Origin of the sequence: Campylobacter massiliensis (assembly GCF_014253065.1) — a bacterium.
GTDB classification, from domain to species: Bacteria; Campylobacterota; Campylobacteria; order Campylobacterales; family Campylobacteraceae; genus Campylobacter_A; species Campylobacter_A massiliensis.
Genome location: NZ_JACLZK010000001.1, coordinates 612,151 through 632,175, shown reverse-complemented (window position 1 = coordinate 632,175; position 20,025 = coordinate 612,151). Strand labels below are relative to the sequence as shown.

General features: G+C 44.4%; 18 protein-coding genes and 2 pseudogenes. 14 read left to right on the top strand and 6 right to left on the bottom strand.

The features are described 5' to 3' along the window. Positions 1-178: 178 nt before the first annotated feature. Positions 179-988 (top strand): hypothetical protein, encoded by an 810-nt coding sequence (locus tag H7R39_RS02970; RefSeq protein WP_228724708.1) that lies wholly within the window; start codon positions 179-181, stop codon positions 986-988. Between the two features lie 330 nt (positions 989-1,318). Here H7R39_RS02970 and H7R39_RS11200 read toward each other — a convergent pair whose 3' ends face one another. After that, entirely contained in the window at positions 1,319-1,672 is a 354-nt protein-coding gene (locus H7R39_RS11200; protein WP_228724707.1) for a response regulator, read from the bottom strand. A 456-nt stretch (positions 1,673-2,128) separates the two neighbouring features. Between H7R39_RS11200 and H7R39_RS02960 the strand changes: the two are divergent. Both H7R39_RS02960 and H7R39_RS02955 read left to right on the top strand, forming a co-directional pair. Next, a pseudogene (locus tag H7R39_RS02960) lies at positions 2,129-4,512 on the top strand (molybdopterin-dependent oxidoreductase). Next, positions 4,513-4,980 carry a hypothetical protein gene (locus H7R39_RS02955; RefSeq protein WP_228724706.1) on the top strand — a complete coding sequence of 156 codons (468 nt, stop codon included), beginning with the start codon at positions 4,513-4,515 and terminating at the stop codon, positions 4,978-4,980. Between the two features lie 214 nt (positions 4,981-5,194). Here H7R39_RS02955 and H7R39_RS02950 read toward each other — a convergent pair. The 3 genes and pseudogenes from H7R39_RS02950 to H7R39_RS02940 all read right to left on the bottom strand — a co-directional run bounded on the left by H7R39_RS02950 (position 5,195) and on the right by H7R39_RS02940 (position 7,674). Further along, positions 5,195-6,549 (bottom strand): annotated as a pseudogene (locus H7R39_RS02950) (aldehyde dehydrogenase family protein). A 178-nt stretch (positions 6,550-6,727) separates the two neighbouring features. Further along, a complete protein-coding gene (locus H7R39_RS02945) occupies positions 6,728-6,946 on the bottom strand; it encodes a molybdopterin biosynthesis protein MoeB (protein ID WP_185897897.1) in 219 nt (72 codons plus the stop codon). Further along, positions 6,946-7,674 (bottom strand): hypothetical protein, encoded by a 729-nt coding sequence (locus H7R39_RS02940; RefSeq protein ID WP_185897896.1) that lies wholly within the window; start codon positions 7,672-7,674, stop codon positions 6,946-6,948. Before H7R39_RS02940 ends, H7R39_RS02945 begins: the two co-directional genes overlap by 1 nt. Before the next feature lie 138 nt (positions 7,675-7,812). Here H7R39_RS02940 and H7R39_RS11195 point away from each other — a divergent pair, with 138 nt between their 5' ends. The 6 genes from H7R39_RS11195 (at position 7,813) to H7R39_RS02915 (ending at position 13,523) form a co-directional block, all read left to right on the top strand. Next, positions 7,813-8,223 carry a Plug domain-containing protein gene (locus tag H7R39_RS11195; protein ID WP_228724705.1) on the top strand — a complete coding sequence of 137 codons (411 nt, stop codon included), beginning with the start codon at positions 7,813-7,815 and terminating at the stop codon, positions 8,221-8,223. Then, the gene (locus tag H7R39_RS02935) at positions 8,208-9,776 is read left to right on the top strand and encodes a TonB-dependent receptor plug domain-containing protein (RefSeq protein ID WP_228724704.1); all 1,569 of its coding nucleotides are present in this window, start codon (positions 8,208-8,210) and stop codon (positions 9,774-9,776) included. The genes H7R39_RS11195 and H7R39_RS02935 overlap by 16 nt, the downstream gene beginning before the upstream one ends. 136 nt (positions 9,777-9,912) lie before the next feature. After that, positions 9,913-10,965 (top strand): ABC transporter substrate-binding protein, encoded by a 1,053-nt coding sequence (locus H7R39_RS02930; protein ID WP_185897895.1) that lies wholly within the window; start codon positions 9,913-9,915, stop codon positions 10,963-10,965. A 10-nt stretch (positions 10,966-10,975) separates the two neighbouring features. Continuing rightward, complete coding sequence (locus tag H7R39_RS02925) at positions 10,976-11,977, top strand: FecCD family ABC transporter permease (protein ID WP_185897894.1); 1,002 nt, start codon at positions 10,976-10,978, stop codon at positions 11,975-11,977. Then, positions 11,977-12,723: an ABC transporter ATP-binding protein gene (locus tag H7R39_RS02920; protein ID WP_185897893.1), complete on the top strand. Its 747-nt coding sequence runs from the start codon at positions 11,977-11,979 to the stop codon at positions 12,721-12,723. Before H7R39_RS02925 ends, H7R39_RS02920 begins: the two co-directional genes overlap by 1 nt. Next, a complete protein-coding gene (locus tag H7R39_RS02915; RefSeq protein WP_185897892.1) occupies positions 12,720-13,523 on the top strand; it encodes a class I SAM-dependent methyltransferase in 804 nt (267 codons plus the stop codon). The genes H7R39_RS02920 and H7R39_RS02915 overlap by 4 nt, the downstream gene beginning before the upstream one ends. A gap of 99 nt (positions 13,524-13,622) precedes the next feature. On the opposite strand, the gene H7R39_RS02910 is transcribed toward H7R39_RS02915, so the two are convergent. Then, positions 13,623-14,042, bottom strand: a complete 420-nt coding sequence (locus H7R39_RS02910) for a TOBE domain-containing protein (RefSeq protein WP_185898478.1) — start codon at positions 14,040-14,042, stop codon at positions 13,623-13,625. Between the two features lie 466 nt (positions 14,043-14,508). Here H7R39_RS02910 and fdhD point away from each other — a divergent pair, with 466 nt between their 5' ends. From fdhD to H7R39_RS02890, 4 genes are all read left to right on the top strand, one after another. After that, positions 14,509-15,291: a formate dehydrogenase accessory sulfurtransferase FdhD gene (gene fdhD / locus H7R39_RS02905; RefSeq protein WP_185897891.1), complete on the top strand. Its 783-nt coding sequence runs from the start codon at positions 14,509-14,511 to the stop codon at positions 15,289-15,291. Next, a complete protein-coding gene (locus tag H7R39_RS02900) occupies positions 15,284-16,051 on the top strand; it encodes a winged helix-turn-helix domain-containing protein (protein WP_185897890.1) in 768 nt (255 codons plus the stop codon). The genes fdhD and H7R39_RS02900 overlap by 8 nt, the downstream gene beginning before the upstream one ends. Before the next feature lie 26 nt (positions 16,052-16,077). Beyond that, positions 16,078-16,266, top strand: a complete 189-nt coding sequence (locus H7R39_RS02895; protein ID WP_185897889.1) for a sodium-dependent tyrosine transporter — start codon at positions 16,078-16,080, stop codon at positions 16,264-16,266. Between the two features lie 558 nt (positions 16,267-16,824). Further along, entirely contained in the window at positions 16,825-18,150 is a 1,326-nt protein-coding gene (locus H7R39_RS02890; RefSeq protein WP_185897888.1) for an aminotransferase class V-fold PLP-dependent enzyme, read from the top strand. A gap of 226 nt (positions 18,151-18,376) precedes the next feature. Here the strand turns inward: H7R39_RS02890 and tupA are convergent, their stop codons facing one another. Next, a complete protein-coding gene (tupA, locus tag H7R39_RS02885) occupies positions 18,377-19,195 on the bottom strand; it encodes a tungstate ABC transporter substrate-binding protein TupA (protein WP_185897887.1) in 819 nt (272 codons plus the stop codon). A gap of 75 nt (positions 19,196-19,270) precedes the next feature. Here tupA and tupB point away from each other — a divergent pair, with 75 nt between their 5' ends. Then, positions 19,271-19,963: a tungstate ABC transporter permease TupB gene (gene tupB / locus H7R39_RS02880; protein WP_185897886.1), complete on the top strand. Its 693-nt coding sequence runs from the start codon at positions 19,271-19,273 to the stop codon at positions 19,961-19,963. The last annotated feature ends 62 nt before the right edge of the window (positions 19,964-20,025 follow it).

The following is a 20,025-nucleotide window of genomic DNA, read 5'->3' as shown; positions in this document are numbered from 1 at the left end:
TCTACACTTGATCTTCGCATATCGCAGGGCAGGGATATTCCGCGTTATATCAAAATGGGAGATGCGAAGAATTCTAGAATAGCGTTTGCTATTACGGACATTGCGGCTTATATTTTTCAAAAAAGGGTTAAAACATGCTCTTAATTTCTATGGTAGATAATAAAGAAAAGGATCAAAAATGAGTAATGCCCTTCAAATAGGCGGACACAACGTGGTTCTTTGCGTTAGAAGCGAGTTTTTAACTTTAAAGAAGGCTATTATAAGGTATGAGCACAATGTTAGAGAGGTTAAACATGCCTCTAAGATCGGATATCTTAGAGGTAACAGCCGAAATAATAGATACCTAGTGCTTAGCGAGTATAACGATAACGGCAATATGCGAGAGATGCCTAGTAGCGATAGGGAATTTAACGACAGAAAGTATATAAAAGCACTTTTGAAAAAATACCACGAAAAAATGAAAGCCGACTACGAAGCCCAATCAAAAACATATAAAAACGGTAGAGTAGTAAAGAATCATTGGCGAGATAATATGGTCGGATTTTCAGAAGTAGTTATTAGCTTTGGTACAGAGCGTCCAAAAGACCCCAAAGAAGGACTAAACCAAACCGAAGTTAATTTTGTTAATGCTCAAGTTTCGCTTGACAGAGTCCTTAAATTTGCAAGATTATACCGTGCAAAATACGGAGTAAAATGCTTGTTAGTTGTTGAGCATAACGATGAGAAGACTAAGCACTATCAGCTTATTTTTACAAACTACTTATTTCAAGAGCATAAAAATACCAGGTTTAACGGTAAAGACGAAACGATAGAAAATTTACAGGATAAGTTAACTATATTAGAAAACTTTAAAACGAAGGTTATTAATTTTATCTCAAAAATAAGTAATTTAATACCGAATTTTAGTAGGTTGCTAGATGACGAACCAAATGAGGTAAGAAAAGAGATAAAAGGCAAGATGTATATTAGGGATGGGATGGAGATGTAGCTGGTCTATGAGGTGATCAAGGAAGTTTTTACAATGAAATCATAACAAAAGTTAAAAGCAGTTATCTATCCAAGATAATTAGTGTAAATAAAGCTTAATAGCTTTAAATGCGATTTGCTATATAAGCTACAATAAAGGACCGACGAAGGCTACTACGATAAGTCATAAGCCTAAGCGTCCCAATGCTCTTGGCTCAGTCACATGCCCCTATTCTTCTACTGAAATTTAATTAAAAATGCACTCGCGCCTCAAAAGCTATAGAAATAAAGGTGGTTTTTAGATTAGAAAGAGATTATAACAGCATGATTTTGAAGAGAATCACAGTAAAAATCAATAGGAATAGAGAATATAGCCTTTTGAATGTATATTTTTTATATCAAGATTTAAATTTCTTTTTAACACGCCTACTAAATTTTGCATAGCTATTTTTGAACTCATTTTATCGTGATAAACGACCTCTTCTATCATTGAAAAGGTGGTTATATTATTTACGTTTTGGGCTAGGAGCAAGATCAGCTTATGCTGTAAATTTGTTAGAAAAATTTGTTCGTTATTTTTATAAATTTGCTCTTTTTCGAGATTTATCTTAATTTCTTTGTTTAGCATTAAAAAGCTTGCCTCTTTGCTAGGAGATAGCATAGCGATACTATCGAGTAAAACGCTTGTTTTAATGGGCTTAAACAATATAGCAGAACTTCCGCCGTGAAAATTTTTTAAAATTTTAGAATAGACTTTTTTGTTTTTTGCTAAAAATATAAATTTTTGATTCGGCGAGATGGATGAAATATTAAAGAAATCAATTTCTTCTTTATTCTCAAACAAAGGGTCCAGGTCGATAATTACGACATCTAAATTTGTATTGCAATTAAGATAAAAATCCAAAAAGTAATCAAAATTTATAAAATATAAATTTAAGAATTTATCCTTGTTTAGCCTTATTTTTCAATTAAATTTTCGTCGCTACAAACAACTAACGCACAGAGCTTTTGAAGCCTTTTTATTCTTGATGTAATTTAAAATCCTTATAAGTTTAATTTGATTTATTATCCAATAAATAAGCTAAATTTAATTTTAAAAATGAAATTAAAATGAATTTATTTAATATAATTGCGGCGAAATTTTGAAATTTAAGGAGACAAAATGTCAATTTCAAGACGAGATTTTTTAAAGACATCCGCTGCAACCACGGCAGTAGTTTGCTCAAATCCCCTTATGTCCAAGGAGAGCAAGATCAAAAGTATACTGCACGCTTCAAATTTAGGTGCATTTTACGCCGACGTCGACGAAAACGGAAAGATAGCGAAAATTAGACCGCAGGTATCTGATAAAGACCCTAAATATCCCGGAAACGAGGCGTGGATAGATAGAGTTTATTCCGATACCAGGATAAAATATCCTTGCGTTAGAAAAAGCTACCTAGAAGGTAAAAACGCTCCCGAGCTTCGCGGCAAAGAGGAATTTGTGCGAGTGAGCTGGGATGAGGCGATGAAGCTAATAGTTAAAAAGCTTCAAAGCGTAAAGACGGACGAGATTTATAATGCAAGCTATGGCGGCTGGGGGCATCCCGGTCTTCTTCACAACTGCAACTCCGTGGCGGGTAGATTTTTTAATACCGTTTTTGGCGGAGCGGTAGGAACTGACGGCGAGTATAGTAACGGCGCTGCTGGCAGAGTAAAGGCAACTATCGTTGGAGATTTGGAAGTTTATTCTCCTCAAACCGCACATGAAGTAATGCTTGAAAATACGAAAGTTTACGTAATGTGGGGCGCTGATTTATTTAAATGCAATCAAATCGACTATAAAATAGCAAATCGCGGAAACAATCCTTATTTTAAAAATACGCAAAATCGGGAATAAAATTTATCACGATTGATCCGCAATACACGGAAATTGCTAAGAAATTTAACGCCGAGTGGATTAAAATTCGCCCAAATACCGACGTGGCGCTTATGCTTGGAATGTGCCATTATCTATATACAAGCAACCAATATGATAAAGATTTTATCGAAAAATACACTTTTGGATTTGATAAATTCCTGCCTTATCTGCTTGGTAAGAGCGAAGATATGGTAGAAAAAACTCCTGCCTGGGCAGCAAAGATAACGGGCGTTGAGGAGAGCGTTATAAAAGCGCTTGTCGATACTTTTGTAAAAAATCGCACATTTTTAGCGGGCAACTGGGCTATGCAAAGAGCTCATCACGGAGAGCAGGCCGACTGGATGCTTATGGTGCTTGCTTCAATGATAGGACAAGTCGGTCTCCCCGGCGGCGGATTTGGATTTTCTATGCATTATAGCGGCGGCGGACAAGCGTTTTCGGGCGTTAGTTTGCCGGTAGGCCTGCCGCAAGGTAAAAACAAAGTAGATGCAAAAATTCCAGCCTCAAGAGTTAGCGAAGCTTTACTAAATCCTGGTAAAAAGATCAAATTTAAAGGCTCTGAGATAACTTATCCAGATATCAAAGTTATGTATATAACGGGCGCAACCGTTTTGGGACACCATCCAGATACAAATGAACTTATAAAGGCTATCCGCAAGCTTGATACCGTGGTGGTTCATGAGCCTTGGTGGACGCCGATGGCAAAGATGGCCGATATAGTGCTTCCTTCTACTACTCCGCTCGAAAGAGACGATATAAGCTATGGCGGCTCTTATTCGCAAGATTATGTTTATGCGATGAGAAAGGTTGTAGAGCCGCTTTTTGAAGCTAGAAACGATTATGACGTTTTTGCTCAGATGGCAAAAATGGTGGGCGAAAAAGAGCATCGTAAATTTACAAGCGGCAAGAGCAAAGAGGAGATCATAAGAAGCTTTTATGAAAGAAGCGATTGCGTTAATTACGTAAGTTTTGATGAATTTTGGGAAAAAGGATACGTGTACTTTGAGCCGGGCGAAGAGGCAAAGAAATTTGTTCGTCACTCCGCATTTAGAGCTGATCCGGTAGCAAATAAACTAGCTACGGAAACAGGTAAAATTCAAATTTTCTCGCAAAAATTTGCTGATTATAAACTTGATGATTTTAAGGGACATCCTATGTGGTTTGAGCCTGCAGAATGGCTTGGCAATGGCGAACTTACGAAGCAATATCCGCTTCATCTGCTAAGTCCGCACCCAAAATATCGCATCCACTCTCAGCTTGATAACTCTTTTGTAAGAAAAGCATATAAAGTAGGAAATAGAGAGCCTGTGCTTATAAATGATGAAGATGCTAAGAAATTTGGTATAAAAGACGGCGATACGGTTGAAGTCTATAGCGACAGGGGTAGAATTTTAGCAGGTGCCGTCGTAAGCAAAGACATTATGAGGGGCGTCGTGTCGATAAACGAAGGCGCTTGGTATGATCCTGAAAATTTAACAGATGAAAACCCAAGATGTAACGCAGGGCACGTAAATTTATTAACCAGCTCAAGACCTACTTCGACTATGGCACAAGCGACTTCTATAAATACCTGCTTGGTGGCTGTCAAAAAAGTTGATGCTAAGGCTTATGCCGGCATTAAAACACCGATAATAAAAGGAGCATAAATGAGAAAAATTCTATTTTTAGCAGCGGTCTTGGCAAATTTTGTTTTTGCAAAAGATATGTTTATCTTTGATATCAAGGCCGATTTGCTTGATCCTAAAACCAAAGAGGTCGTAGGTGAAATTTACGAAGGTACGCCCGTAAAATTTATAAAGCAAGAGGGTGATTTATCGCTTATCGAAGTTGGCGGAGAGGTTACAGATAACAAAAATATCTTAGCCTACAAAAAAGATCCGTTGATAACCTTTTTGATGCTTAAAAATCAGGAGGCAAAGCCGAAGGCGCAGTACCTAATAGACAGCAAAAAATTAAATGAAAATAGCTACGCCTCATGGGAAGAGGCTGAGCTTGTTTATTATGACACTTGTAGCTCATGTCACGCGGCTCACAAACCAAAAGAGCATTTGATGAACGAATGGGATGCATATCTAACCGCTATGCAAACATTTGCCAAAATAAACGATGAATAAAAAGCTAGAATCCTACGCTTTATGCAAGCCTTCGCAAAAGACGGAATAGCAAAAGAAGAAGATTAAAATTTTAGGCCAAATTTGGATAAAAATCTAAATTTGGCCTATTGCGAGACTTTAGTAGCCGCTAACTTTGAATAACAAAGAGTTTAAATATTGTTTACTTAGCTGTACAAATCTAAACTAAATAAATTTAGCTTGTAGCTAGCTAAATTTAAAACGGATATTTGTGATTCCCCATGCCTTCAACGGTGATCCATTTTAATTCCGTCATCTCCTCGATAGAAAAACGCCCGCCCTCGCGACCCAGTCCGCTCATTTTTACTCCGCCGAAAGGAATATGTGCCTCATCTTGCAGTGAAGGGCCGTTTACGTGCAGCATCCCGGTCTCTATTTCCTCGGCGCAGCGCAGATAGTTCGCGACGTTTTGAGTGATAACGGTCGCGCTCAAACCATAATCCGTACTATTGGCTGGTTCTATGGCTTCATCTAGATCGCGAGCCTTGATAATAGCCGCAACCGGCCCGAATGCCTCGGTTGAAAAGATTTTCATATCAGGCGTAACGTCTACCACGGTAGTCGGCATATAAAAGTTGTTTTCGCTCGTGCCGCCGGTTAGTACCCGCGCGCCTTTTTTCTTCGCATCGATAACAAATCATAGATAAATTCGCACTGTTTGCGCTCGATAAGCGGCCCGATAACGGTGCGTTCGTCGGTCGGATTGCCGACTTGTAAAAATTTAACTTTATCCGTAAATTTGGAGACGAAATCGTCATAAATTTTTTCATGTACTATGACGCGCGAGCCCGCCATGCAAATTTGACCTTGATGCATAAAGATACCGAAAAACTCGGTATCTACGGCGTAGTTGACGTCTGCGTCCTCAAGAACTAGAACGGGACTTTTCCCGCCTAGTTCAAAGGTGCATTTTTTCATATATTTTGCCGCGCTTTGAGCTATATGCCTGCCGACCCGGGTCGATCCCGTAAACGTTATCATGGAGATGCGTTTGTCTTCTTGAAACGTTTCGCCAAGCACCTCTTTTGAGCATGGAATAATATTTAGCACGCCGGCGGGCAAGCCGGCCTCCTGTAGGATTTCGCCGAATATTAGACCGCAAACGGGCGTGTTTGACGACGGTTTTAATACGAAACTATTGCCCGCCGCTATGGCAAAGGCAAATTTTTTACTGCTTAGTATCATCGGCGCATTAAACGGCGAAATGCCGGCGACTACTCCGAGCGGACGACGAACGGCATACGAAAAAACACCGTCGTCGTTTGAAACGAAAGTTTGGCCGCTCACGCGTCTGGCCTCACCCGCCGCAACGCGAAATATATCGCTAACGACGCTGATCTCAAAGTTGCATTTTGCGATCGTCGAGCCGCTTTCGCGCATTAATATATCTCTAATATCATAGGCCCTTCTTTCAAAAATTTCAGCCGCCCTTAAAAGAACGGCCTCTTTTTCTCGTGGAGCGGTTTTGGCCCAAAGCTTTTGCGCCTTATACGCGCTTGCGATGGCTAGTTCGATGTCCTCTTTGCTAGCCATGTGCACTTTGGCGAACACCGAACCGTCGGCGGGATTTATGCTATCTACGACGGTGTTGTCGCTTGAGCTTACGTGCTTGCCGTTTATATATAGTTTGTACTCTTTCACGATGTTTTCATTGCTAAATTTAAAGTCTGATTATATACTAGAAATTTTTACTATACATTGAAATTCGCCTAAAATGCCAAATTTTGGCTTAAATTTGACTATTTTCTATAAAAATCGCGCAGATAAAACTCTCTGCGCTCCAGCGCCTAAAAGCGCAGTCGTAGCAGCTAATCTCGCCGCCGCAGCTCGTCTCCTCTTCGTCGTTATCTAGCTTAAATTTAGCGCAGTTTTGGGCTGTTTCTCGCGCTTTTTCGTAGTCAAATTTGCCAAATTTAAACTCGCCTTTTTCGTTAAAATTTAAGTTCATTAAAAATTCCGAAGCTCTTTTACGCTCAAATTTCTAAATCCACCGCCAGCTTCTTTTTTGACGAGCAAGGTCGCTTTAAAATCCAAAAATACGGGCTTTAGCGCACCGATTAATTTTACGCGCTCATCCGGAAAAAGTGGTTTAAAATTTTCATCCGCGACCGCTTCGATAAAATTTAAATCCAAAAGCTCGCGTACGCTCAAATTTGACTTTTCTAACTCAAATTTACCTCTGATCTTGCCATAGTTTCCGCTAAGTCTAAGCCCTATGCCTGCAAGCGCGCCGATGACACCGCGAGCGCTGCTTTTTAGCTCTTTTAAAAATACGTTTTGCTCTCGCGCCGTCTCAAACGCCTGCCGTGGCTTTAAAAATATCTCCTTTGCGCTCTTGCCAAAATTTATCAGCCCTTGCGCGCTTAGGAGATCTTTTTCAAAGACCGCCGCGATACCGGGCTCGGCGCTAGGTGCGCATTTGTGCTCTAGTAAATCAAGCGCGAAATTTAGCGCGCGCTCTTTTTGTGCTTCATCCAGCATAGCTTCTAGGCACATGCAGCTGTTGTGCGAGGTATAGTTTATGCGCGGATCTAGCAAAAGCTGATGGCGCGTGACGAAAGAAACGGGCGCGAAAGAGCCGATAAACGCGGCTATCTCTTCGGCTAGCAGGCCAGTAGAAATATCGCCGCCAAGCTCGTCCGTGTCGTCGATGCAAAGTAGAAATTTAAATTTCATTTTAAAAACCTCGATTTTTAAGTCAAATTTAACTATGTATGAAATAAAATTAACTTTTTATATTTTAATAATATTAATCTCGTTTAAAACGTATTTTACAAAATATATAATAAAAATTTCATTTCCAAGGAGTTATCAATGAAAAGGATTGGCCTAATCGCCTGCTGTGCTGCAATGGCGCTACACGGCGAAGTGTTTACGCTGGGACAAGTTGAAGCCGTAGAAAGCGTCGGCGGCGTACAAAAAAGCGACACGAACGTAGTTGTTTTGGACGAGCAAAAGTTGCAACGAGACGAGATAAAGCGCCTCTCAGAGGTCGCTTACAGCACGCCGGGTGTATACGTAGATAAAAAGGGTCCGCGCGCCGAGCAAAATTTCTACGTTCGTGGCTTTGACGCGCGCAGAGTGCCGCTTTTTATCGATGGCATTCCTGTTTATGTACCTTATGACGGCAACTCGGACTTTGGACGATTTACGACATTTGATCTAAGCCAAATCAACACTCTAGCTCCGTGCTTTACGGTCCAAATACGATGGGCGGCGCGATAAATTTGATCACCAAAAAACCTACAAAAGAACTTGAAGGTAGCGTCGGCTACGGCTTTGAGACGGGTAGAAACGCCAAGACTTACGGCAACAACGTTGATTTCAGTATCGGCACTAAGCAGGAGCTATTTTACGTGCAAGCGGGCGGCAGCTATATGGAGGATGCGGGACAGCAGCTCTCTCACGACTTTAAACCGGGCGTTACTCGCAACGAAGACGGCGGCAGACGCGATAACTCCGTACAGCGCGATAAGAAATTTAATATAAAATTCGGCTTCACGCCAAATGAGACCGACGAGTACGCGATCGCCTATATCAATCAAAAAGGCGAAAAAGAGCAGCCGTACTATACGGGCCGTTACGCCAGATATAATATGGCAAAACGCTTCTGGGAGTGGCCGAGATGGGACAAAGAAAGCATATATTGGCTATCTCATACGCAGTTTGCAAATAGCCTTTACGTAAATACCAAAGCCTTTTATGACAAATTTGTAAACGACCTAAACGGCATCAAGCCTTTTGTATTTAACAGCCACTACCGAGATAAAGGCTACGGACTAGGTACGGAGATAGGCGGCGATATCGGAGATAGAGATACGTTAAAATTTGCGGTTAACTATAAATTTGACGAGCACAAAGAGCATGACGACGGCGAGCCGGTGCAGACCTATCAAGATAAAACATACAGCTTTGCGCTGGAAAATACTTATAAATTTACCGATTTTACGCGGCTGATTTTAGGCGCAAGCTACGATACTAGAGACGCGGTCAAGGCTCAAGAATACGGCAAAATAACGTCAAACAAAAACACGCTTTACGATTTTGAGGTCGCCAAACGCCACGCCTTTAACTACCAAGCCGCGATCAAACACAGCTTTGACGGCAACGACGAACTTAGCGTTAGCTTTGCTAAAAAGACCTATTTTCCTAGTATGAAAGAGCGCTACTCAAAACGCTTCGGCCGCAATGAGCCAAATCCATACCTAAAGCCCGAGGTCGCCAACCACTACGAGGTCGGTTATCAAAGAAGCTTCGGCGAGGCTTTGAGGCTTGAAACGGCGATATTTTACTCTAGGGTCAAAGACGCTATCGGCGAGCATAACATTATCATAGGCGGCAAAAAGCTAGCTCAAGCTATAAACGTAGACAAAGCCGAGTACAAGGGCTTCGAGCTTGGCGCGACATATTTTGCTGGGCAAAATCTGGAGCTAGGCGGCAACTATACGTATATAAGCGCAAAATATAAAAGCGGTGCGGATAGCAGAGTTTACGACATACCTAAGCACAAGGCTTTTGCTTATATAGATTACAAAATCATGCCTAAATTTAGCATTTATGCATCGCAGTATATGATCTCGAGCCGCTACTCAAACTCTTACGAAGTGACTAAACTAGCTGGCTTTGGCGCGACAAACGTCAAATTTATCTACAAACCGACCGAAAGCCTAAGCGTCGAGGCCGGTATATCAAATTTGTTTGATAAAAACTACGAATACAGGGAAGGCTATCCGGAAGAGGGAAGGGTGTTTTTCACGAATTTAAGATATAAATTCTAATTTTATCGGTTAGAATTTGCAGGGCGGATCGCTCCAAAAAGGAGTCGGTCCGCTTAAAATTCGACTCTATTTATATAATAAAATCTATTTTAAAATTTCTTTGGCTATACTTTACAAAATCGTTTAAAGGCAAAAAATGTTTAAAAAATTTTTGTTGTTTTTCTTTGCGTTTTCGGGCTTTTGCTTTGCGATGACGCCTGAGCAGATCAAAGACTACATCGCGCAAAACAGCGAGAATATCGAGCAGCTACAAGGCACTCCGTCTAAAATTTACGCCAGCTCGCCGCCGCTTTTATATATGCTTTACGCGCTCGATCCCGCTAAAATCAGCGGCACGAATTTCGAGTGGAACGACTACGAGCGGCCCTACGTCAAAAAAGAGGTGCAAGAGCAGCCCGTCGTGGGCGGCTTTTTCGGTCAGGGTAAAATTCCAAATGTCGAGATGCTGCTACGCCTAGACCCGGGTCTCATCCTCGTAAACGCAAGCTCTCGCAACACCAAAAAGATGAGCGAGGTCTTCGGCTCTATCAAAAAACCGATGCTCTATCTGAGCGCGACGAAGCTCGAGGATTATCTGGATGGGTTTGAAATTTTAGGCGAAATCACGGGTAAAAAAGAGCGCGCAGCACGTCTCATAAACTACGCGAAGGAGTCGCTAAATTTGACCGCGCAGATCGAGGAGTACATTAAGAAAAACAACCTGCAAAAGGTAAAAATCTACTACGCGCAAGGCGGCGACGGGCTAGCCACCGAGTGCGAGGGCTCGTGGCATGCGACGCTCATCGAGCGAGCAGGCGCGCAAAACGTGCATAAGTGTAGCGAAGATCCAAACGCCAAATCTTTCGGACGCGTTAAGATTAGCTTCGAACAGCTCGTAAAATACGACCCCGACGTCATCCTCATCTACGAAAAGGAGCTGTTTGATAAAATTTACGGCGATCCGAAGTGGCGATTGCTCGGCGCGGTGAAAAACAAAAAGGCGTTTTACATCCCGCGCGAGCCCTTTTCGTGGTTCGACCGCCCGCCTTCGTTTATGAGGTTTTTGGGGTTAAAATGGCTCATAAGCTTAACCTATCCCGATGCGTTTAAATTTGACATGGCTCGCGAGACGCGTGAGTTCTACAAGCTATTTTTGGATCTTGAGCTCACAGATGCGCAAATTTATAAAATTTTGGGACGCGCCGAGTGAGTAAAGAAAAATGAGTAAAAGGGCGTTTGCATTTTTAGCCCTGCTGCTGGCGCTTTGCGTCGCGGGTTCGCTGCTGCTCGGTAAATACGGCTTTAGCGCGGGCGATTACGCGCGCTACGTCGCCGCTCTTTTAAAAGGCGAAAATTTAAAAGAGTATGAGGTCATGCACACGCTTTTGCTCGAGATCCGCCTGCCGCGCATACTTGCCTGCGTGCTCATCGGCGCGAGCCTGGCGATCAGCGGCGCGGCGTATCAGGCGATGTTTGTAAACCCGCTAGTAAGCCCCTCTATCCTGGGCGTTCTAAGTGGCGCGGGATTTGGCACAGCGGTCGGGATGTTTTTTAAGCTAAATGAATACCTAATCCAGCTCAGCACATTCGGCTTCGGTTTTCTTGCCGTGGCAGTGGCGCTAGGCGTTTCGGCGCTGTATTCGCGCAGCGGTAGCGTCATCGTGCTAGTGCTGGGCGGCGTCATCAGCAGCTCGCTCTTTACTTCGCTGCTCTCGGTGCTAAAATACGCCGCAGACCCGAACGACGCGCTTCCGGCGATCACCTATTTTTTGATGGGAAGTCTCGGCTTTGCATCCAAGAGCTTCATCCAAATTTCAATCCTGCCGATGTGTGCGGGCATTTTGCTGCTAGCGCTTAGCGGCAAATACCTAAACGCGCTAAGCCTTGGCGAAGAGGAGGCAAAGAGCCTGGGCGTAAACGTGGCGCGGGTTAAAATTTTCATCATCCTTGTTGCAACCTTCGTTAGCGCGCTTAGCGTGACGATCGCTGGCATCATCGGCTGGATCGGGCTTATCGTACCGCACATCGCGCGCTTTATCTTCGGCGCCGACAACCGCGCAGTTTTAGCTAGCTCGGCGATGATCGGCGCGATATTTCTGCTCTTTTGCGACAGCTTCTCGCGGCTTATTTTTACTTTCGAGATCCCTATCGGCATCGTGACCTCGCTATTTGGCATTCCGATGTTTATCATCGTGCTGCGCCGCGCCAAGAGGAACTTTTGATGCGAGAAAATTTGATAGAAGTGCGAAATTTGCGTTTTGCATATCAGGGCAAGCCCGTGCTAAAGGGCATCAGCTTCGACGTCGCGACGGGCGATACGCTAAGCATTCTAGGCGCCAACGGCAGCGGCAAAAGCACCCTACTTCGCATAATGCTCGGATTTTTAAAATTTGAGGGCGAGGTGCTAATCGGCGGCAAAAGCGTGCGAGACTACGGCAAAAAGGGGCTTGCCTCCCTCGTCGCCTACGTGCCGCAGACGCACGCGCCGTCCTATGACTACAGCGTCTTTGACGTCGCGCTGATGGGCGCGCTGTGCAGGACGCCGCTATTCTCTAGCTTTAGCGCGGCGGATAAAAAGCTAGCCGAGCAGGCGCTGGAAAAGATGGGCATCGCGCATCTAAAAAACGCGCCCTACACAAAGGTCAGCGGCGGCGAGCGGCAGCTGGCGTACATCGCACGCACGCTGGTTCAGGGCACGAAAGTGATCTTTATGGACGAGCCTACAAACGGGCTGGACTTTGGCAATCAGATCAAGCTGCTCGAGATGATCAAGGCGCTGGGAGATGAGGGCTACACTTTCGTGCAGACGACGCACTACCCGCGCCACGCGAAGTTCGTTTCAAATTTGACGCTGTTTATAAAAGACGGCGAAATTTTAGCTTTCGGGCGCAGCGAGCAGCTCATAAACGCCGAAAATATCGATAAAATTTACGGCATAAACTACGAAAGATACGAGGATAGATTATGATTTTACCTTCAAACTACGACGAGATCGACTTTGACGCGCTATATAAGGCGCAAAAGGCAAGAAGCTCATTCGGCAAAAAATTTGCCGCGGACTGGGACAAAAAGGCGCCCAGCTTCAACGAGGGCGTGATGAAAAGCGCCTACGCGCGCGAGTTTATAGACAAGGTTGATTTTACGGGCGTCTCTACGCTGCTTGATTTTGCGTGCGGAGCGGGCGCGTTAAGCGTGCTGGCGGCTAAAAAAGCGGATCAAATTTACGGCTACGACTTTTCGCCTAAGATGCTAGAGTTTGCCAGGCAAAACGCTAAAATTTACGGCGCGCAAAACATTAAATTTGCGCAAAAAGCCTTTGAGGACGACTGGTCGGACGTGCCTATATGCGACGTGGTTTTGGCCTCGCGCTGTCTTGAGGTGGACGATCTAAAAACCGCGCTTAACAAGCTTCTTTCAAAGACCAAAAAATCGCTTTACATCACGTTTAAGGTTGGCAGCAGCTTTGTGGATGATGAGATTTTGGATGCGATAGGGCGCAAGGTGGAGCAAAAGCCCGACTTCGTCTATCTTTTAAACATCTTGTTTCAAATGGGCTATTTGCCAAGCCTTAGTTACATAAAAGCTAAGTGCCATGCGGGCCCGGAAACAAGCGCGCAGGAGCTCATACAAAAGACGCGCTGGGGGCTTGGCGGCGAGCTAAGCGAAACGGAGGAGGCGCGCCTATCGGAGTATTTTAACAGCGGCAAATACAAACCAAGGCAAGAGTTTATGCATTGGGCATTCGTGCGAGTGGATAAAAATAGTTAAATTTGGTTTTTTTAGTTAGTTGATATAAATTCGAGATTAAATTTAAGTGAAGTCAAATTGCTTTAGCGAGCGCTATAAACCGCTCGCCATGTAAAAGCATTAAGCACCAATGATGATGTGGCTAGCTTTGATTATAGCAGTTACTTCATCGCCAGCTTTTAGAGCTAGGTTTTTAGCAGACTCGTTAGTGATGATAGCGCTTAGCTTATCTCCGCCTGCTATCTCGATATCTACTTCAGCATTTACCGCACCCTCTACTACTTTTACTACCTTACCTTTTAGTTGGTTAGTAGCGCTTAGTTTTAGACCGTTATCGCCTTTAGCCACTATGATAGAAGAAGCTTTAAACAGATAAACTACCTTTTTACCCGCTACTAGATCTAAAGCCTTTTGGCTATCTACGGTTACGGTTGCTTTTACTGTCTCTCCGCCTTGTAGCTTTGCTGCTACTAGAGAGTTTACCGCCCCCTCTCTTACCTCTGTGATTTGAGCTGACAGTTGATTTCTTGCGCTAAACATTGCGTTTTCCTTTGTGATTAAATTTGATTTCGTATTAAAATCTGGATGAATATTAACAACTTAAACTTTTATAAAACTTAAAAAACGAATATGTAAAATTCTAACTTTATCACTAAAAACTCATACATTAACGATTATCGGAATTTTAGGTATTTTGATAAATGAAGTAGAAAAATTTAATTTCGTAAATTGGAAATTGGGGTAGATGGGTTTTGGGTTAAATTTGAAAAGGAGCGGGAGGGAAATGTAAAATTTGATGAGGTATGCCTGCGTAATATTATAGCGACAGCTCAAAAAACTATCTTTAAGATATATGCTAAATTTGCATATATAAATCATCATCAGATACCGATAAAATCGCACTAAAAATAGTTTAAGTTTTTGCTTGATTTAAGCAATAATTCACTACAATCAAATCTTAAATTTAGATTTTCAAGCTATCATTTCGCAAAAATTAAGGAAAATCATGCAACCTATTTTTACGACGCAAATCATCAAATTTAAAGGCGTGCAAAAAAGCGCCGTGGATGATATTTTGGTGCGCGAGATCAAGCTTGAGATCTACATAAACGGCAAGCGTTTCGGCGCGGTGATGGCTACTCCGACCGATCAGGAGGCTCTGGCCGCAGGCTACCTCATCAGCGAAAATTTGATCGCAAGCCCCGAGGATATCGAGAGTATCGAGCTCTCAGACGACGCTTTAAGCGTGCGGGTAAAGGCTAAAATCAACGAAAAACGCCTCGAGCAGTTTGACGAGGAAAAGGTGATAATCAGCGGCTGCGGGCGCAGCTCGACGGCAAACATTGATCCCGAGGCTATGGCGGCACGCTCGATAAAGGGCGAGGTTAAATTTCACAAAGACGAAATTTTGCGCCAGATGGGGCAGTTTTACACGCAGTGCGAGCTTTACGAGATGACTGGCTGCGTGCACACGGCTAAGCTTTTTGTTAGCGGCAAACAGTTTTATATCGGCGAGGATATTGCCCAGCACAATACGATAGACAAAGCCGTCGGCAAAGCTATGCTAGCCGGCGCGCAGCTGCAAAATTCGTTTTTGATGGTGAGCGGTAGGCTCAGCTCCGAAATGGTCGCAAAAGCGGTCATGCACGGCATCCCAGTGCTCGTCTCGCGCACGGCTCCCACTAGCCTTGGCGTCGTGATAGCGCGTAAATTTAACCTCACGCTGTGCGGCTTTGCGCGCGGCGAAAACATAAACGTATATAGCGGCGCGGAGAGAATCTATGAGTGAGCAAATCCGCGAACTGATCGCAAAACTGCTAAATCCAAAGGGCAGGCTAGACTGCGGAGCGGCGTTTAAGATCGCCTCAAAGCTAAGCATAGAGATCGGCGAGGTTAGCGACGAGGCCGAAAAAATGGGCGTAAAGATCGACAACTGCGAGCTAGGGCAGTTTGGCGGGCTGGAAAACGGACGCGGCAAATACACCGTGATGACGCAGCTAAAACAGATGACCGACGAAAAGGGCAGAATACTGTGCAAAGACGCTAGAGACGCGGCTGCGGGCGTGGGGCTAAAGACTATCCGCTCGACGCTAAAAGACTATAAAATCGACGTAAAATACTGCCAGTTGGGGTGTTTTAAGGAGAAGAAAGGAAAAAAGATGAGAGTAAAAACCAAAACTTGGATAGAAAACGACGAGGGCGAACTGATCTTTGGTAAGGGCAAAACCGAAGTCCTAGACGTCATCGCCGAGGTCGGCTCGATCTCAAAGGCCGCCGAAATCCTAGGCATGAACTATAAAAAATGCTGGAATCATCTGCAAATTTTGCAAAAAAATCTAAAAGAGGAGCTCTTTACCACCAAACAGGGCGGCGGCGAAAATGCCGGCACGACGCTAAACGAGCGCGCACATGAGCTGATAAACGCCTACAGGCAGCTACAAAACGATATCGAGGACTTTGCGGATAAGCGCTTTAAGGAGCTGTTTTTGAAAAAAGACGGCGAGAAAAAGGACTCGGCCAAAGACGACGCAAACGATAAAAAGAAATAAAACCACATCAAATTTAAGGGAGAAAAATGTACGTAAAATTAAACGATAGGGTCTATCTAAACAAAGGCAAGATCACTAGAATAAAGGTAGATAGCGTCCAAGACGGTATCAGGATCCGCTTCTACGAGGGGCAAAATCAGGTCGCTAAAAGCGGACGCTTCGAAACTGAGGCAAAAGCTATCGAGTGGCTAGAGAAAAATTTTATAAATAAATAAATAAAATTTCTAACTCTCGCAAAGGGTCGCGAGCCTCTGCAGCTAGCGTCTCTTTGCCTTAAAAACTCGCAAAGAACGTTAAATTTGTCGCTTGGTGGTTAAAATTCTACTTTTTAAATTTAGCGCTTAAATTCCTCCACAATAAAGTTGCCGCAAGTAAATATCCGCTCAGAAAATCAAAAATCGCTTTTAAAATTTCACTTTTTGTTTTGTAAATTTTAAGCTCGCAAACGATGCGAGTAAATTTGACCGATAAATCAAAACGCGTCCTCATCGTTGCTCAAATTTGGCTGCGCCTCAAGGCTAAATTTATCTATTTTACGCGCCAAATTTAGGGTAAAATTTAGCCGTAAATTTTTAAAATGAGCCTACAAATTTGCCGCCAAATTTTATGTGCGAATATCTTTTAAATTTGAGTAAATCGCCGCGCGGCAAGTTTTATGCAGCTAAGCGCAAATTAAAAATAATAGCCCGCAAAATTAGCTTCAAATTTCCCAGAAAAAGCCCTAAATTTGCGAAAATTTACTATAATTACCGTATCAAATTTAAAGAGTAAAAATGCTAAATTTAGACGAAATTCGAAAAAATATCATCCTAAAACCGGGCGTGCATTATTTTGACTACACTGCTTCGGGGCTTGCTTATGAGCCCATTGAGCGCGAGATAGCGGAGACTCTCAAAACCTACGCCAACACCCACTCCGACAGTAGCTCCAGCGCCATCATCACGCAGCGGCGCTACGAGGGCGCGCGAGAGAGCCTAAAAAAGCTACTTGGGCTTGACGAGCGGTTTTATCTCATCGCTTGCGGGCAGGGCGCGACGGCCTCTATTAAGAAATTTCAGGAGCTGCTTGGCATCTACCTGCCGCCTGCAACTAGAAGCGCAATCGGCGAGGCAAATTTACGCGCCGCACAGCTTCCGCTCGTGCTCGTTTCGCCATACGAGCACCATTCAAACGAGCTTAGCTTTCGCGAGGGGCTTTGCGACTACATGCGCGTGCCGCTTAGCGAGTCCGGCGAGATCGATCTACTCGCACTTGAGCGTATCTTGAAGCTAAATACAGGACGCCGCATCATCGGCTCGTTTAGCGCCGCCTCAAACGTCACGGGCGTCGTCAGCGACTACAAAAAAATCAGCGAGCTAATCAGAGCGGCGGGCGGTATCGTGGCCTTTGACTGCGCGGCGCTGAGCTCGCACGCAAATTTAGACTGCGATCATTTTGACGCGATTTTCCTCTCGCCGCATAAGTTACTCGGCGGAGTCGCAAGCTGCGGGCTTTTGGCGATCAAAAAGGAGCTGCTTAACAGCGACGTGCCGACATTTGCCGCGGGCGGAACGGTCGCTTATGCTAACCGCGAAGGACACGTATTTTTGAAAAATCCCGAGCAGCTAGAGGAGGGCGGTACGCCGCCTATCATCGGGCTTATGCGGGCAAATTTAGCCTACGCGCTGCGAAACGAAGTCGGCTTTGAGAGGATAAAAAGTACCGAGGACGAGCTAGCGCGGCTTTTTGAGAGCGAGCTAGCGGGCATTGACGAGATCATAAACTACGCCCCAAAGGACGCGCCGCGGTTACCGATAATTTCGTTTAACGTGCGCGGCGTATCGGCTTATGATTTCGCCGCGAGCCTTAGCAACGACTTCGGTATCCAGACTCGCGCGGGCGTGATGTGCGCGGGACCCTACGCTCACGATCTGCTGGGTATCAAGGAGGGGCGCATGCCAGAAAGCAAGCCCGGCTTCGTGCGCGTGAGCCTGCATTACACGCACACCGAGCAGGACGTGCTATATCTAGTTGGCGCGATAAAATCTTGCATCAAAAAACACCGCGAGCTCTGGGGCGAGGAAAAGGCGATGTATGAGATGTTCGGCGGGAAGATTTAAATTTAAGCGGGTTAAATTCAGCTTGCGAAAAGGTCAAATTTGAGCAAATCAAAAATACGCGGTCAAATTTGAAAATTTACGCCGTAAAGATACGGGTTTGGGCGGTCAAATTTGATTAAATTTAAAAACTAAAAAGAGTAAATTTAAGAAAGAAAAAGGGCACAAAGCGCGCCCGAATCACGCAAATTTAAGCCCTAAATTCGACCCAAATTTGCGCGTAAAAAAGTTAGTTCTTGCGAGTATTCGCGTCAGGCGTGAAAAGCGGCTTATCTAGCAGCTTAAAGTCGCCGATAAACTTCTGACCCTCTTCGCTAGTCGCCCACTCGATAAATTTATTCGCATTTTCGATGTCGGCCTTAGCGCAGTGCTTCGGATTTACCGCGATTAGCGAGTAGAAGTTCTTTAAGTCGTTGTCGCCCTCGTTGATGATAACCATCTCAGGCGCGCCTTTTTTGGTGTCCTCGTACTTGATGTAGGTGCCGCGGTCGGTGAACGTTACGCCCTTTTGCTCGGCTGCTGCGTTGATAGTAGCTAGCATGCCTTGGCCGGTTTGCATGTACCAGCCGTCTTTTTCAGGCACTTCGCCGACGATTTTTTTCCAGATACCTTTTTCTTTGTTGTCGGTGCCTGATTTATCGCCGCGAGAGAAAAATTTGATATTCTCTTTTTTGATTAGCTCAAAGCTCTCTTTTATGTCTTTGCCTTTAAATTTATCGGCGATCGATTTATCGGCGATAACGACGAAGTCATTGTACATTACGGCTTTTCTCTCGACGCCAAAGCCCTTTTCTACGAATTCTTTCTCGACTTTTGGCGAATGCACGAAAAGTATGTCCGCATCGCAGTTTTCGCCGAGTTTCAAGGCCGCTCCGGTGCCTACCGCCGTCCATTTGATATCGACGCCGGTTTTTGCTTTATACGCAGGATAGATCGCGTCTAGTAGTCCCGTATTATCGGTGCTGGTAGTGGTTGCCATGATGAGTTCGCTATCGCCCGCAAACGCCAAAACGCTCGCAACTAGCGAGCCTAATATTACTTTTTTCATTTTTCTCCTTTTTTAAAAAGTATGCTATTATAGCACATTAAATTAATACTTAAGAAATATGCAAGGAAAGAATATTTGGATTTTTTACTAAACGGATTTTTGGAGGCCTTTAGGCTGCTTTTTAGCGGCGACGAGGAGACGTATTCGGCGATCAGGGCGACGCTTTACACTTCGAGCGTTTCGATATTTTTTGCGATTTTAGTCGGTTTTCCGCTCGGATTTACGCTGGGATTTTACGATTTTCGCGGACGGCGAGTATTACGATTGCTTAGCGATACGGCGCTTGCGATGCCGACAGTTGCGATCGGGCTTATTTTGTATGCCTTTATCACGCGAAACGGCCCGCTTGGCGAGTTTGGACTGCTTTTTACGCTAAAGGCCGTTATGCTCGGCCAGTTCGTGCTGGCTCTGCCTATCATCGTCTCGCTAAGCGCTAGCGTCGTGGAAAATATGGACAAAAAGCACTATCTAACCATACTAAATTTACGCCTGAGCGCGCCAAGGCTCGTCGGATGCGTACTTTACGAGCTAAGATACGCTTTGATGGTGGTCGTAGCGACGGCGTACGGGCGCATCGTCGCCGAGGTCGGCGTGGCGATGATGATCGGCGGAAATATCAAATACTTCACTCGCACGATCACGACCGCGGTGTCGCTGGAGACGAATAAGGGCGAGTTTGCGATGGGTATAGCGCTGGCTTTGGTGCTTATCTTTATCGCGTTTGCCGTAAATTTGACGATACACGCGCTAAAAAGGCTTGATAAATGAAATTTGATAAATTTAGAAATTTTACGCTCGCAAAATGTGGGCTAGGCGCGTCAAATTTGAGC